Annotated in this window: 12 protein-coding genes; 10 read left to right on the top strand and 2 right to left on the bottom strand. The window is 69.3% G+C overall.

Translation table 11 applies throughout. The annotated features are described in order from the left end of the window. Nucleotides 1-76: 76 nt before the first annotated feature. The 3 genes from OWC43_RS19090 (at nt 77) to OWC43_RS19080 (ending at nt 3,756) form a co-directional block, all read left to right on the top strand. Nucleotides 77-1,450, top strand: a complete 1,374-nt coding sequence (locus OWC43_RS19090) for a DUF4153 domain-containing protein (RefSeq protein WP_393957843.1) — start codon at nt 77-79, stop codon at nt 1,448-1,450. Between the two features lie 9 nt (nt 1,451-1,459). After that, on the top strand, nt 1,460-2,158 hold the full coding sequence (locus tag OWC43_RS19085) for a response regulator (protein ID WP_393957842.1): 699 nt from the start codon (nt 1,460-1,462) through the stop codon (nt 2,156-2,158). 179 nt (nt 2,159-2,337) lie between these two features. Next, nucleotides 2,338-3,756, top strand: coding sequence for an ATP-binding protein (locus OWC43_RS19080; RefSeq protein WP_393957840.1), 1,419 nt, complete (start codon nt 2,338-2,340; stop codon nt 3,754-3,756). 6 nt (nt 3,757-3,762) lie between these two features. Here OWC43_RS19080 and grpE read toward each other — a convergent pair whose 3' ends face one another. Together grpE and OWC43_RS19070 are read right to left on the bottom strand one after the other, a co-directional pair. Then, entirely contained in the window at nt 3,763-4,374 is a 612-nt protein-coding gene (gene grpE / locus OWC43_RS19075; protein ID WP_238308560.1) for a nucleotide exchange factor GrpE, read from the bottom strand. Between the two features lie 254 nt (nt 4,375-4,628). Beyond that, a complete protein-coding gene (locus OWC43_RS19070) occupies nt 4,629-7,415 on the bottom strand; it encodes a [protein-PII] uridylyltransferase (protein ID WP_137828072.1) in 2,787 nt (928 codons plus the stop codon). 165 nt (nt 7,416-7,580) lie between these two features. Between OWC43_RS19070 and OWC43_RS19065 the strand changes: the two genes are divergently transcribed. From OWC43_RS19065 to OWC43_RS19035, 7 genes are all read left to right on the top strand, one after another. Next, nucleotides 7,581-8,567 carry an aliphatic sulfonate ABC transporter substrate-binding protein gene (locus OWC43_RS19065; protein WP_393957839.1) on the top strand — a complete coding sequence of 329 codons (987 nt, stop codon included), beginning with the start codon at nt 7,581-7,583 and terminating at the stop codon, nt 8,565-8,567. 4 nt (nt 8,568-8,571) lie between these two features. Beyond that, a complete protein-coding gene (locus OWC43_RS19060) occupies nt 8,572-9,204 on the top strand; it encodes a LysE family translocator (RefSeq protein ID WP_393957838.1) in 633 nt (210 codons plus the stop codon). A gap of 66 nt (nt 9,205-9,270) precedes the next feature. Then, nucleotides 9,271-10,110 carry an ABC transporter permease gene (locus tag OWC43_RS19055; RefSeq protein ID WP_393957837.1) on the top strand — a complete coding sequence of 280 codons (840 nt, stop codon included), beginning with the start codon at nt 9,271-9,273 and terminating at the stop codon, nt 10,108-10,110. Between the two features lie 7 nt (nt 10,111-10,117). Continuing rightward, nucleotides 10,118-10,897, top strand: coding sequence for an ABC transporter ATP-binding protein (locus tag OWC43_RS19050; protein WP_393957836.1), 780 nt, complete (start codon nt 10,118-10,120; stop codon nt 10,895-10,897). Between the two features lie 91 nt (nt 10,898-10,988). Next, nucleotides 10,989-11,498, top strand: a complete 510-nt coding sequence (locus OWC43_RS19045; RefSeq protein WP_393957835.1) for an OsmC family protein — start codon at nt 10,989-10,991, stop codon at nt 11,496-11,498. A gap of 78 nt (nt 11,499-11,576) precedes the next feature. Further along, nucleotides 11,577-12,275 carry a winged helix-turn-helix domain-containing protein gene (locus OWC43_RS19040; protein WP_393957834.1) on the top strand — a complete coding sequence of 233 codons (699 nt, stop codon included), beginning with the start codon at nt 11,577-11,579 and terminating at the stop codon, nt 12,273-12,275. Continuing rightward, entirely contained in the window at nt 12,272-13,711 is a 1,440-nt protein-coding gene (locus tag OWC43_RS19035) for a sensor histidine kinase (protein ID WP_393957833.1), read from the top strand. The genes OWC43_RS19040 and OWC43_RS19035 overlap by 4 nt, the downstream gene beginning before the upstream one ends. Nucleotides 13,712-13,777: the final 66 nt, after the last annotated feature.

Raw genomic sequence — 13,777 nt, 5'->3', positions numbered from 1 at the left:
ATGGCTGTTTCTGCCCGCCCTGGTGGCCCTCGGCGATCAGCTCTTCTACGGATCTTCGCTAGGGATTTCAGTCGCAGTGTTCCTGGCTGCGCTGGCCGCCACCGTGCCGCTGGCAAATCCGGTGCAGCGGGACGCTCGCAGTCTCGGCATGGCCCTCGCGCTGCTCGTGCTCGGCCTGCTGCCGCTTGTCGAGGATACCGGTTGGCTCGCCATCCTGTTTGGAATCGGCGGCCTCCTGGCCTTCGCCGTCATCGTCACCGGCGGGTTGGCGCCGGGCTGGGGCGCAACGCTGAACGCCATGCGATGCATGCTGATCGCCGGCCCGTTCCAGATCGTCTTCGATGCCGCCGTCGGCTTGACCAATTCCGTCGGCGCGGTTCGGCGCTGGCGCGTCGGGGCGGTCGTGGGCTGGATCCTGCCTGTCGTCCTCACCGGTCTCTTCGCCGCCTTGTTCGTCTCGGCCAACCCGCTGATCGATGCGTGGCTCAAACGCATCCCGAGCTTGTCGCTATATCCGAACGTCGCCCTCGGACGGGTCTTCGCCTGGACTTTCCTCGCGGCGCTGGCATGGCCCTTCGTGGCATTACGCCTGCGCCACCGCGCCCGCAAAGCTCCGGCCAAGCTCCAAACGGCGCCACAGGTTGCCCGCGACCCGACCATCGTCCGGCGCTGCCTCGTGCTGTTCAATCTGCTCTTCGCCGTACAGAGCGGGCTCGACATCCTCTATCTCTGGGGCGGCCTCAGTCTTCCCGAGGGACTTACCTACGCGGCTTATGCCCATCGCGGCGCCTATCCGCTGGTCGCTACCGCCCTCCTCGCCGCCGCCTTCGTCCTGATCGCGATGAGCCCCGGCGGGGCCGGGGAGCATTCTCCGAAGATCCGCCGACTCGTCTATCTCTGGATCGCCCAGAATGTCCTGCTCGTGGTCTCGGCAGCCTTGCGGCTCGACCTCTACGTCGCGGTCTATTCGATGACGCTGGTGCGCGCCGCAGCCTTCGTCTGGATGGGCCTCGTGGCAGTAGGCCTGCTGCTCATCGTCGCCCGCATTGCGCTACGGCGCTCGAATCGCTGGCTCGTGGCCGCGAACGGCCTCGTGCTCCTCGTCGTCCTCTATGGCTGCGCCTTCGCCAACTTTTCCGCGCTGGTGAGTGATTTCAACATCGCGCAGAGCCGCGAACTCGGCGGCACGGGCGAAGCCTTCGATCTCCCGTACGCCATGAGCCTCGGGCCGAATGCAGTCCGAGCGGTCGACCGTTACCTGCCTCACGCCTTCGGCCAGAATCTGACGATCGCCGCGCAGTGGCGTGCCGCTCAGGTCGAGCATGCTCGTCGGGGCGGCAATTGGCGCGGATGGAGCTTTCGCGTGCAAAGGTTGCGGCATTATCTGGAGCGCCGGCCCTTCGCGCCCGTCGACGTGAGCCCGATGTTCAAGGCGCCGGACATCCGGTAGGGCCGAACCATGGCCGGCCCGATCCTCGTCGTCGATGACGACCCGCATATCCGCGACGTGATCTGCTTCGCGCTCACCAAGGCCGGTTACGCCACGGCCATCGCCCGTGACGGACACGAGGCGCTCGCCCGGATCGCGGCGCAGCCGCCGCGCCTGATTGTCCTCGATGTCGGGATGCCGAGCATGGACGGGCTGGAGCTGTGCCGGCAAGTCCGCCGGACGTCGGAGGTACCGATCCTGTTCCTCTCCGCGCGCGACGAGGAGATTGACCGGGTGCTCGGGCTGGAGATCGGCGGGGACGATTACGTCACCAAACCATTCAGCCCACGCGAACTGGTGGCTCGGGTCGGCATCATCCTGCGCCGGGGTACCCCGCGTTTCCCGGTCACGCCCGATCCGGTGCTGGTTCATGGCGGCCTCACCCTCGACCTGAAGCGGTACGAGGCGCATTTCGGCGCGGAGGAGCTGGCGCTCACAGCGACCGAATTCGCGATGTTGGCGGCGCTCGCCGCACGGCCGGGCCTCGTGCTGAGCCGCGACCAGCTGATGGATGCGGCCTATTCCGGCCGTGTCCACGTCTCGGATCGGACCATCGACAGCCACGTGCGCAACATCCGGGCGAAGCTCGCCGCAGCCGGATGCGGCGAGGGTATCGTGACGGTCCACGGCATCGGCTTCCGGCTCAGCGCCTGTGAGCCGCTCGCGTGAGCCAGGGAATGCCGCGCGACAAGTGGCGCCCCAGCCTCGGCCTCGTGGTACTCGGCGTGCTGGGTATCGTCGCGGCTCTGCCGCTGTTCGGCCTCTTCCTGATCCGGCTCTACGAGAACGGGCCGATCCGCGAGGCCGAGGCCGAACTGATCGCACAGAGTGCCGCGCTCGCAGCGGTGATGGCCCGCACGATCGAGGCGCTACCGGATCACGAGGGGCTGCTCGGCACCGTCGCGCCGCCCCCGGCAGAAGCGGTGGACAACCGGTACCGGCCGATCCAGCCGAGCCTCGACCTCGCGGTGGCCGACATCCTTGATCGCCGCCCGGACGCGACCGAACCGGCCACCCCGCCTGATCCCGCCCTCCTGGCGGTCGGCGCGGGGCTGCTGCCGGTGCTGGAGCGGACCCAGGCGGTGACGCTGGCGGGTTTCCGGATCACCGACCGGGACGGCACCGTGATTGCTGGGCGCAACGAGATCGGGCGCTCGCTGGCCGGCTTGCCGGAGGTTGCCGCGGCGCTCGAGGGCAGGTTCACTTCAGTCCTCCGGCGGCGCGTCTCCGACGAGCCGCCGCCCGCGCTCACATCGATCAGTCGCGGCACTCGCGTACGCCTGTTCGCCGCCATGCCGATCCTCGTCGGTGAGCGGGTGGCGGGCGTGGTCTACGCCTCGCGCACCCCCAGCAACGTGGTACGCCATCTCTACGGCGAGCGCGTCAAACTGGCCCTCGCCGCCGCAGCGGTCCTTGCTGCCGTGATCGCCATTGCGGCCATATTCTCGCGGGCGATCACCCGGCCGATACTTGCTCTCGTCGCGCGCAGCCAAGATATCGCCCGCGGCAACCGTGCCGTCCTGGCAAAACCCGGTCCCTTCGGGACACGCGAGATCGCGCTGCTGTCATTCGGCGTGGACCGGATGGCGCATCAGTTGCACGAACGGTCCGACTACATCGCCACCTTCGCGGCGCATGTTTCGCACGAGCTGAAAACACCGCTAACCGCAATTCAAGGCGCGGCCGAGCTGTTGCGCGACGCGCAGAAGAACCCCGCAGACGCCATGACTGCGTCTCAGCAGATCCGGTTCCTCGACAATATCCTGTCGGATACGGGCCGCCTGACGGCTTTGCTCGTACGCCTGCGCGAACTGGCTCGGGCCGACAATCCGGACATCCGCGGCTCGGCCCCTCTCGAAACCGTGCTCGCGGCCTTGCAACGGGCCTTCCCGAGGCTCGTCGTGGAGGTGGACGCCGCATTGGACCACACTCTCGCGATCTCGGCCGAAAATGCCGAGATTGTGTTTACCCACCTCGCCGACAACGCCGTTCGACACGGAGCACGGAAGCTCCGTATCGCTGTGCAGACGGGTGAGGGCGCCGTGTCGATCCGACTGTCGGATGACGGCAACGGCATTCCAGAGGACAACCGCGCCCGCGTGTTCGATGCGTTCTTCACCACGCGTCGGGAGAGCGGAGGCACCGGCATGGGGCTCGGCATCGTCCGCGCGATGCTGCGCGCCCATGGCGGCACCATCGCGCTGCTCCCTGCCGGTGGAGAGGGCGCGGCGTTCGAGATCACGCTCCCGACGACGCGCCCGATGTGATTGTCCTCAAGCCGCGTCGGCGGGCTTGTCCTTGCCGGCTTCGGGCTTGGGGCCGCCCTTCGAGACACCGACAAGGGCCGGGCGCAACGTCCGGTCGCCGATGACGTATCCGGTCTGCACGACCTGAACGACGGTGCCGTTCGGGACCTCGGCGTTCGGCACCTCGAACATCGCCTGGTGGCGATTCGGGTCGAAGCGTTGGCCTTGGGGCTCGACCACCTTCACGCCGTGGCGTTCCAGGGTCTTGGCGAGATCGCGCTCGGTCAGCTCGATGCCCTCGATCAAGCCCTTGAACGCGCCGTCGGCGCTCGCGCGGGCCTCGGCCGGCACGCTCTCCAGTGCGCGGCGGATATTGTCGGCGGCGTTGAGCATGTCGCGGGCGAAATTCGTCACCGCGTAGGTGCGGGCATCCGTCACCTCGCGCTCGGTACGGCGGCGCAGATTCTCCATTTCGGCCAGCGTGCGCAGCAGCCGGTCCTTGAACTCGTCGCGCTCGGCGATCGCCGCCGCCAGCGCCTCGGCGTCGGCACCCGCGGTCTGGACGGAGGCCTGCGCGGTCTCCGGGCTCGCCTCGGCGCCGTTCGTCCGGTTCTGATGTTCCGTGTCGTCAGCCATCATCGTGCGATCGGTTGCGCTCTCGTGTCGGGGTGAGCGCTGATATCATTCGGCGAAATGCCGAAATCAAGTTTGGAGCAGCACCGAGCCCGGACAAGCGTGGCGCTACCGCCGCAATTTTGTCGGCCCAGTCGCCGGCGCCCCCCTCCGCCAGCTCGCGCTTCGGCTCCGCCAGACGAATCGGCTGAGCCGCTGCGCGAAGCGCCCTCCGTGCCCGGCCATACGGCGCATCACCCGTGACGCTCAGGCGATAGGGCCTATTGCTCCCTGGGCGGCGGTGAATCGACGAGCGCGTCGAGCCCCTCCGCCCGGAGCGCCGCGACGTCGCTGGCGAACACCTCCATCACCGCCGCGCGGATCGTCGCCAGGCGATCCGGCTGCATGACGCGCGTGCCCGTGAGGTCGGTCACGTAGAACACGTCGACCGCGCGCTCGCCGAAGGTCGCGACATGGGCCGAGGTGATATTCAGGCTCAGGCGGTTCAGCGCGGTCGTCAGCTCGTAGAGCAGGCCTGGCCGGTCGAGGCCGGTGATCTCGACCACGGTCTCGCGGCTCGACAGGGCGTTGTCGATTGACACGTCGGGGGGCACGAGGAAGGTTTTGGGCGGCTCCTTCGGATGCTTGTCGGCCACCAGTTCGGCGATCTTGATTTCGCCCTTCAGCGCCCGCTCGATCGCCGTGGCGATGCGCTTGGCGCGGCGCAGTTCGTCCTCGTCGCGCTCGAAGGCACGCGAGATGAAGATCGAATCGAGGGCGAAGCCGTCGGACGTGGTGAAGATCTGCGCGTCGACGATGTTGCCGCCGCTCGTGGCGCAGGCCCCGGTGATGATGGCGAGCAGACGCGGATGGTCGGGCGAGTAGACCGTCAACTCGGTCACGCCGCGCACCGGATCGGTCTCGTAGGTGGTGGCGCTGGTGCGGCCCTCCTCGACGATGGTGCGCAGGAAGCGGGCGTTCTTGTACTGGCGCGTCCCGTCGACCTTGAGCCAGTAGGCCTGACCGTGGCGGGCGGCGTAGGCGTCGAAGGTCTCCGCGCTCCAATCGGCGAGCTGCTCGCGCAGGCCCATCTGGATCAGCCGCACCCGGTCGGTGCGGGCGATCTCGGAATGGCCGCCGGAGAGCACGACTTCGGTCTCGTCGTAGAGGGTGCGTAGCAGCGTCCCCTTCCACGCGGTCCAGACGCCGGGGCCGACCGCCTTGATGTCGGCGACCGTCAGGATCGCCAGCAGCTTCAGCCGCTCCAGGCTCTGCACGACGCTCGCGAATTTCTCGATGGTCTTGTGATCCGACAGGTCGCGGCTCTGCGCCGTCATCGACATGAGCAGGTGGTGCTCGACGAGCCACGCCACCGTCTCGGTCTCCGCCTGGGAGAGGCCGAAGCGCGGCCCGAGCTTGCGGGCGATGGCCGCCCCCGCGATCGAGTGATCCTCCGGACGACCCTTGGCGATGTCGTGCAGCAGGATCGCCACGTAGAGGGCGCGCCGGTTGTGGATCGTGTCGATCAGGCGCGTGGCGAGCGGATGCTCCTCCCGCACCCGGCCGGAATCGATCGCCGCCAGCACGCCGAGGGAGCGCAGCAGATGCTCGTCCACCGTGTAGTGGTGGTACATGTTGAATTGCATCATCGCCACGATGCGCCCGAAATCCGGGATGAACCGGCCGAGCACGCCGGCCTCGTTCATCAGGCGCAGGATCGTCTCGGGGGCGTTCTTCGAGGTGAGGATGTCGAGGAACAGGCGGTTCGCTTCCGCATCGGTCCGCACCGCGTGGGTGAGCAGCCGCAGCGAGCGGCTGGCGAGGCGGGTCGCGTCGGGGTGGATCGGCAGGTTGTGCCGGTCGGCCAGCCAGAACAACCGGATCAGATTGACCGGATCGCGCTCGAACGCGTCCTCGCCGCGCAGGTTGACCCGCCCGTTGTCGATCCAGAAATCCTCCGCCTCCATCGCGGTGGCGCGGAAGCGGTCGCGGAAGCGGCCGATCCAGCGGTCGAGGACCGGCGTGCGCTTGGCGTGGCGCGCCTCCAGTTCGGCGCAGACGATGGCGGTCAGGTCACCGACATCCTTCGCGATCAGGAAATAGGCCTTCATGAAGCGCTCGACGCCCGACAGGCCGCCGCGGGCGCCGTAGCCGAAGCGTTCGGCGATCTTCGGCTGGAGCCCGAAGGAGAGACGCTCTTCGGGGCGCCCGGTCACGAAGTGCATGTGGCAGCGCACCCGCCACAGGAACTCCTCGCAGCGCTCGAACAGGCGGTACTCGTCCGGCGTGAACAAGCGGGCATGGACGAGTTCCATCGGGTCGCGGACCCGGTAGGTGTATTTCGCGATCCAGAACAGCGTGTTGAGGTCGCGCAAGCCCCCCTTGCCGTCCTTGACGTTGGGCTCGACGAGGTAGCGCGAGGCGCCCGCCTTGCTGACCCGCCCGTCGCGCTCGCGCAGCTTGGCATCGACGAATTCGGGGGCCGTGCCGATCACCAGCTCGGAATCGAATCGCGTCACGAGCTCCTCGAACAGGGCGCGCGAACCGAACAGGAAACGCGATTCGAGGAGCGCGGTGCGGATCGTCATGTCGGCGCGGCCTTCGCGCAGGCATTCCTCCACCGAGCGGGTGGCGTGGCCGACCTTGAGCTTGAGGTCCCAGAGAACGTAGAGCATCGCCTCGACGACGCTCTCCGACCAGGCCGTCTGCTTGTAGGGCAGCAGGAACAGGAGATCGATGTCCGAGCCCGGCGCCATCGTGCCCCGGCCGTAGCCGCCGGTCGCCACCACCGCGAGCTGCTCCCCGGTGGAGGGGTTGTCGTTCGGGTAGAGCCGCCAGACCACCGCGTCGTAGATCGCCCGCACGACGGCATCGGTGAGCCGGCTGATGCGTTTGGCGCAGGCAAGGCCGTCGCGCTCCTTCAGGAGAAGGCGCTCGGCGTCCTTGTGGCCCGCCTCCAGCACCTTCTTCAGCTCGGGCACGAGAAGACTGCGCAGCTTGGTCGGCTCGCGCGCGTCGCGATCGAGGCCGTCGACGACCTTTTCCAGAACAATCACAGGATCGAACATGGCCGATCCGTTAGCATGTTACGTCGGCTTGGGCAGCGCTGGGTTATGCGCAACTCAACCGTTCTGTTTCGCGGATTTTTGTTTGACGAAACGAACGGTCGTGTTCTAGCCATGCAGGATAAGGCGCTTGCGACACCGCGCCCGCCCTCGCATGGAGAGAGCCGCATGATGCACCGCCGCACCCTTCTGTCCGCGCTTCTGTCCGTCCTCTCCGGCGCGCTCGCAGGGACGCTGGCGGTTCCGGCGGCGCAAGCGGCGGATCCGGCCGAAATCCGCCTCGATTGGGCGACCTACAACCCGGTCAGCCTCGTCCTGAAGGAGAAGGGCTTCCTCGAGGAAGCCCTGAAGCCCCGTGGCATCAAGGTGCGCTGGACCCAGTCGCTCGGCTCCAACAAGGCACTCGAATTCCTCAACGGAGGGGCCATCGATATCGGGTCCTCGGCGGGAGCGGCGGCCCTACTGGCGCGCATCAACGGCAATCCGATCAAGTTGGTCTACGCCTTCTCCCGGCCGGAATGGACCGCCCTCGTGACCCGCAAGGACACGGGCATCGCCAAGCCCGCCGACCTCAAGGGCAAGCGCGTCGCCGTCACCCGCGGAACCGACCCGCACATCTTCCTGATCCGTGCGCTCCAGGGCGCCGGCCTCACCGAGAAGGACGCCAAGCTCGTCCTGCTCCAGCACGCCGACGGACGTACGGCGCTGGAGCGCGGCGATGTCGATGCCTGGGCGGGCCTCGACCCGATGATGGCGGCCTCCGAGATCGAGGGCGGCGCCGTACTGTTCCATCGCGATGCCGCCGCCAACACCTGGGGCGTGCTCGACGTGCGCGAGGACTTCCTCAAGGAGCATCCCGATCTGGTGAAGACAGTGATCGCCGCCTACGAGCAGGCCCGCACCTTCGCCCTGGCCAATCCCGACGCCCTCAAGAGCGCGCTCGTCAACGCCACGAAGCTTCCCGATGCCGTCATCGCGAAGCAGATCGAGCGCACCGACCTGAGCCAGCCCGCGGTCGGTCCGGCCCAGGCGGAGAGCATCAAGGCGGCGGGCCTCGCCCTGCAGCAGGCCGGCGTCGTTCCGGCCGGCATCGATGTGACGGCCGCGGTCGATGCGCTGATCGACCCGCAGTTCAATCCCGCCCCGGGGCGCTGAAGCGATGCCCGACCTCACCCACCTAACCGCCTTCGCCCTGATCGCGCTCGGGATGGTGCTGACGCCGGGCCCGAACATGGTCTATCTCGTCTCGCGCACGCTCGTTCAGGGGCGTGCGGCCGGGCTCGTCTCCCTGCTCGGCGTGCTGGCGGGTTTCCTCGTCTACCTCCTCTGCGCCGCCCTCGGCATCACCGCGCTCCTCGTCGCGGTGCCCTTGGCCTACGACGCGCTGCGCTTCGCCGGCGCCGCCTACCTGCTGTTCCTCGCGTGGCAGGCGGTACGGCCGGGCGGAACCTCGCCCTTCGCGCCGCGCCGGCTGAGTCCCGACGGGCCGGGCCGGCTGTTCGCCATGGGGTTCCTGACCAATCTGCTGAACCCGAAGATCGCAGTGATGTATCTCTCGCTGCTGCCCCAATTCCTCGAGCCGGAGCGGGGAGGGGTGCTGGTCCAGTCCCTGGCGCTCGGGGCGGCACAGATCGCGGTGAGCCTCGCGGTCAATGCCGGGATCGTGCTGGCCGCCGGCAGCGTCGCCGCCTTCCTCGCCGGACGCCCGCTCTGGCTCCTGGCGCAGCGCTGGCTTCTCGGAACCGTGCTGGCGGGCCTCGCCCTGCGCATGGCAACCGACGCGCGGCGCTGAGTCGTTTCGCGGCGCGCTGTCGATGCTATAGGCCGCCCCGATGTTCGTCCGCCCCGACAGACTCCCATGAGCGGTTCCACCGTCCTGCCCGACACCGCCCCGGCCGATACGGCATCGCCCCGTCGCGCCGCCCTCTTGGGCGGGGGAGGGCGCGCCGCGCTCGGCCTGCTGCTGCCCGTGATCCTGGCCGGTGCCTGGGAGATCGCCGTGGCGAGCGGCCTCGCGACCGGGCGCCTGCTGCCGCCGCCGAGCCGGATCGGCGCCGCTCTCTGGTCGCTCGCGGCCTCCTGCGAACTCTGGATGCATGTCGAGGCGACGCTGATCCGCGTCGGGCTCGGCTTCGCGTTCGGCGCCGGTGCCGGCATCCTGATCGGTACGCTGACCGCGACCCTGCCGGCCCTGCGGTGGCTGGTCGATCCCAGCCTTCAGGCCCTGCGCGCCGTGCCCTCGCTCGCCTGGGTGCCGCTGTTCATCCTCTGGTTCGGCATCCTGGAGACGCCGAAGGTGGCGCTGATCGCCGTCGGGGTCTTCTTTCCCGTCTATGTCGGCGTCGCCGGCGCCATCGCCTCGGTCGATCGCAAGCTGATCGAGGTCGGGCGCATCTTCCGCCTGTCGAAGCTCGCCCTCGCCCGGCGCATCCTCCTGCCCGCCGTCCTGCCCGCCACGCTCACGGCCCTGCGCACCGGGCTCGGTCTCGGCTTCCTGTTCGTGGTCGCCGCCGAACTGATGGGCGCCTCCGAGGGTCTCGGCTACCTGCTGGTCGACGGCCAGCAATTCAGCAAGCCCGACCAGATCCTGGCGGCGATCATCTGCTTCGCCATCGTCGGCAAGCTCGCCGACACGGCCCTCGTGGCGCTCACCACCCCGCTGGTGCGCTGGCAGGACACCGCGCGGGAGACGCTGTGAGGACCCGATGCTGAGCCTCCAAAGCCTCTCCAAGACCTATGCCGACGGCACCCGCGCCCTCGCCGGGATCGATCTCGCCGTGCCCAATGCCGAGATCGTCGCCCTCATCGGCGGCTCCGGCTGCGGCAAGACGACGTTGCTGCGCCTCGTCGCCGGCCTCGATCGGCCGAGCACCGGATCGATCGCGCTCGACGGCGAGCCGATCACCGGCCCCCATCCCGGCGTCGGCCTCGTCTTCCAGGAGCCGCGCCTGCTGCCCTGGCTCGACGTGGCCGGCAATGTCGGTTTCGGCATCGGCGACCTGCCCCGCCGCGAGCGGGCGGAGCGGGTCGCCCACGCCCTCGAACGGGTCGGCCTTGCCGAGCATGCCAAGCGCTGGCCGCGGGAATTGTCCGGCGGCCAGCAGCAGCGGGTCTCCATCGCCCGCGCCTTCGTGGCCAATCCCCGTGTGCTGCTCCTCGACGAGCCGTTCTCGGCCCTCGACGCCTTCACCCGCAAGGATCTGCACCGTCACCTCCTCGCCCTGTGGGAGGAGGTGCGACCGACGGTCCTGATCGTCACCCACGACGTGGCGGAGGCGGTGGCGTTGGCCGACCGGGCCATCGTGATGCGACCGAAACCGGGCCGGCTCGACGAGAGCATCGCCCTCGACCTGCGCCGCCCGCGCGACCCGGCCGCCCCGACGAGCGAGGCCGCCACCCGGAAGATCCTCGGTGCGCTCGACCGGTCGCTGCGCCCGCGCGAAGCCTCGCGCGCGCCGGAACTGGCCGGCGGCAGCTCGTTCTGAGCCGTCGCGCGACTGTCGCACGGGCGCAAAACCCGTTAAGCGGCAGCGTCATCGCCGCGATCAGAACGCCAAGAACGATCGGAGGAACCCCATGGACGCCAACGCCCTGCGCGCTCTCCAGGCCCCGCTGAAGGGCCAGTACCGCGAGAACCCGGATTCCGCGGTCATCACCCTCAAGGCGCGCGGCGCCCTCGACGACACCAGCATCGCCTGCAAGGTGGAGACCGGTCGGGCGCTGGCCGTGGCGGGCCTGCATCCGGCGACCGGCGGCTCGGGCGCCGAACTGTGCTCGGGCGACATGCTGCTCGAGGCCCTCGTGGCCTGTGCGGGCGTGACCGTAAAGGCGGTCGCCACCGCCCTCGAGATCCCGCTGCGGGCCGGCACCGTCAGCGCCGAGGGCGACCTCGATTTCCGCGGTACGCTCGGCGTCGACAAGGAGGCCCCGGTCGGATTCCGGGCGATCCGCCTCCGTTTCGACCTCGACACCGACGCCCCGCAGGAGAAGCTCGACCAGCTGCTCAAGCTCACCGAGCGCTACTGCGTCGTGTTCCAGACGCTCAACCACAAGCCGGAACTGACCGTCGGCGCCTCCCGCGCCTGAGGCGGCCGCCTTACATCGAAGGGTGCCGGGTCGGGCCTCGTTCGGCCCCGGCACCCCAGCCTGATCGACCGAAGCCCGATGCGCCTGCTCATCATCGAGGACGACCGCGAGGCCGCCGCCTATCTCGCCAAGGCCTTTCGCGAGGCCGGGCACACGGTCGATCAGGCCGCTGACGGCCTCGACGGCTACGCGCTCGCCCGCGAGGGCGCCTACGACGTGCTGATCGTCGATCGGATGCTGCCGAAGCTCGACGGGCTGTCCCTCGTGCGGTCGCTGCGCGAGCAGGGCATCGCGACGCCGGTGCTGATCCTCTCCGCTCTCGGTCAGGTCGACGACCGGGTGAAGGGGCTGCGCGCTGGCGGCGACGACTATCTCCCGAAGCCCTATGCCTTCTCGGAGCTGCTCGCCCGCACCGAAGTGCTGGCCCGCCGCCAGGCCGGTCCCGCGGGTGCGGCCGAGCCCACCGCCTACCGGGTCGGCGATCTCGAACTGGATCGGCTCTCCCACCGGGTCAGCCGGGGCGGGCGCGAGATCCTGCTTCAGCCCCGCGAGTTCCGCCTGCTCGAATACCTGATGCGCCATGCCGGCCAGGTCGTGACCCGCACGATGCTGCTGGAGAATGTCTGGGACTACCATTTCGACCCGCAGACCAACGTCATCGACGTCCACGTCTCGCGCCTGCGGGGAAAGATCGACCGCGGCTTCGACCGGCCGATGATCCACACCGTGCGCGGTGCCGGCTACGTCGTGCGGACGGAGGAGCCCGGCGGGTCGTGACCGGGCCCGTCGATCGGCCCAACGCCCGACCCAGCGAGGGCCTGCGCGCCCGGTTGCAGAAGGTGCTGCGCACGACGGCCTTCAAGCTGTCGCTCGCCTATCTCGTCCTGTTCGCGCTGCTGGCGAGCATCGGGCTGGGCTACGTCGCCTGGAACGCCCGCCGCATCCTCGACGATCAGATCGTCTCGACCATCGAGGCCGAGATCAACGGTCTGTCGGAGCAGTACACGGCCGGGGGCCTGCGCCGGCTCATCGCCGTGGTGGAGCGCCGGGCCAAGGAGCCCGGCGCCTCGCTCTACCTCGTCACCACGCCCGCTGGCGAGCAGATCGTCGGCAACGTCAACCGCGTGCCGAGCGGCATCCTGTCGACGCCCGGCCAGTATGACGGCCCCTACGGTCGCGGCTCGGAATCCGCCCATGCGGAGCACCGGGCGATCATGCGGGTCTACACCCTGGCCGGCGGTTTCCGCCTGCTGGTCGGCCGCGACACCGAGGAGCGCGACCGCCTCCGCGACGCCATCGGCAACACCTTCGGCTCGTCGCTCGCCCTGGTTCTGGTGCTCGGGGTCGTCGGCGGCTGGTTCGTGGCGAGCCGGGTGCTCAAGCGCGTCGACGACATGACCGAGACGACCCGCACCATCATGGCGGGAGACCTCGACGGACGCCTCCGCGTCTCGGGCAGCGGCGACGAACTCGACCGCCTCGCCCAGAACCTCAACCTCATGCTGGAACGCATCGGCGAATTGATGCGGGGCATGCGCGAGGTTTCCGACAACATCGCCCACGATCTGAAGACCCCGCTCACCCGCCTGCGCAACCGCGCCGACGAAGCCCTGCGCACGGCCGAGACCCCGGAGGCGCTCAGGGCCGCGATCGAGGGGATCGTGGAGGACGGCGACGGGCTGATCCGCGTCTTCAACGCGCTCCTCACCATCGCCCGCCTGGAGGCCGGCAACACCCCGGACGCGGCCGGCACATCCTTCGACGCCGGCGAGGTGGCGCGGGAGATGGCCGAACTCTACGAGCCCCTGGCCGAGGAGCGGGGCCTGCACATCGCCCTCGACGTCGCGCCGAACCTGCCGCTGAGGGGCAATCGCGAGCTGGTCGGGCAGGCCCTGGCCAACCTCATCGACAACGCGATCAAGTACGGCGTGTCCGGCGGACCGGAGATCACCGTCTCGGCGCGCCGAGCGGGCGAGGCGGTGGCTCTGCGCGTCGCCGATCAGGGACCGGGCGTACCCGAAGCCGAACGCGCCCGCGTCCTCGACCGCTTCGTTCGCCTCGACGCGGCCCGCTCCCGTCCCGGCTTCGGCCTGGGGCTCAGCCTCGTCAACGCGGTGGCGCGTCTCCACGGCGGCAGCCTGACGCTGAGCGACAACGCCCCCGGCCTCGCCGTCACCCTGACGCTGCCGGGTGCCGACGCCTCTGCCCCTTGAAGGCGCTCGCATTGCGCGCTTGATGGGCAGGGCCGCGAGGCGGCGGCGGGCACGGGCGCGGCGGAC

The organism is Methylorubrum sp. POS3 (genome assembly GCF_043352485.1).
In the GTDB taxonomy this organism is placed as follows: domain Bacteria; phylum Pseudomonadota; class Alphaproteobacteria; order Rhizobiales; family Beijerinckiaceae; genus Methylobacterium; species Methylobacterium suomiense.
Note: the sequence above shows the minus strand (reverse complement) of the source record. Positions and strands in the feature narration are given on the sequence as shown.

Bases quoted from the DNA above. Each gene is read 5' to 3' on its own strand.
- OWC43_RS19045 (WP_393957835.1), top strand. From the start codon at position 10,989: ATGGACGCCAACGCCCTGCGCGCTCTCCAGGCCCCGCTGAAGGGCCAG.
- OWC43_RS19060 (WP_393957838.1), top strand. From the start codon at position 8,572: ATGCCCGACCTCACCCACCTAACCGCCTTCGCCCTGATCGCGCTCGGG.
- OWC43_RS19040 (WP_393957834.1), top strand. From the start codon at position 11,577: ATGCGCCTGCTCATCATCGAGGACGACCGCGAGGCCGCCGCCTATCTC.
- OWC43_RS19070 (WP_137828072.1), bottom strand. From the start codon at position 7,415: ATGTTCGATCCTGTGATTGTTCTGGAAAAGGTCGTCGACGGCCTCGAT.
- OWC43_RS19065 (WP_393957839.1), top strand. From the start codon at position 7,581: ATGATGCACCGCCGCACCCTTCTGTCCGCGCTTCTGTCCGTCCTCTCC.
- OWC43_RS19055 (WP_393957837.1), top strand. From the start codon at position 9,271: ATGAGCGGTTCCACCGTCCTGCCCGACACCGCCCCGGCCGATACGGCA.
- OWC43_RS19050 (WP_393957836.1), top strand. From the start codon at position 10,118: ATGCTGAGCCTCCAAAGCCTCTCCAAGACCTATGCCGACGGCACCCGC.
- OWC43_RS19080 (WP_393957840.1), top strand. From the start codon at position 2,338: ATGGCCCGCACGATCGAGGCGCTACCGGATCACGAGGGGCTGCTCGGC.
- grpE (WP_238308560.1), bottom strand. From the start codon at position 4,374: ATGATGGCTGACGACACGGAACATCAGAACCGGACGAACGGCGCCGAG.
- OWC43_RS19085 (WP_393957842.1), top strand. From the start codon at position 1,460: ATGGCCGGCCCGATCCTCGTCGTCGATGACGACCCGCATATCCGCGAC.